1 protein-coding gene is annotated in these 279 nt (G+C 74.2%); it reads right to left on the reverse strand.

Translation table 11 applies throughout. The annotated features are described in order from the left end of the window. Positions 1-279 (reverse strand): DUF2017 family protein (locus SB773_RS31290; protein WP_410594174.1); only part of this gene is annotated, 279 nt, incomplete at both ends.

Genomic DNA, 279 nt, shown 5'->3' on the forward strand with positions numbered 1-279 from the left:
GTATACCGCCCGCTGCATGGCGGAATCCTGGTCGTGGATCTCGCCCTCGTCGCCGTCCTGGTGGATGCCCAGTCGCGCCGCGAGGACCAGCCGGATGTCGGTGATCGTCCGCAGCCAGGCGGTCGCCTGCGCGGCGTCCAGGGAGACGGTCACCGGGCCGTCGAGCGCGTCGCCGAGCGTCTCGATCACCGTCCGCGCGCCGGCCTCCTTGCGCTCGGCGAGCCCGGCCGCGGTGAACCGGCGGAACTCGGCCGACGCCTCCGGGTCGTCCGGGTAGGC

Source organism: Bacillus sp. SIMBA_074, from assembly GCF_046534555.1.
Lineage (GTDB): Bacteria > Bacillota > Bacilli > Bacillales > Bacillaceae_G > Bacillus_A > Bacillus_A mycoides.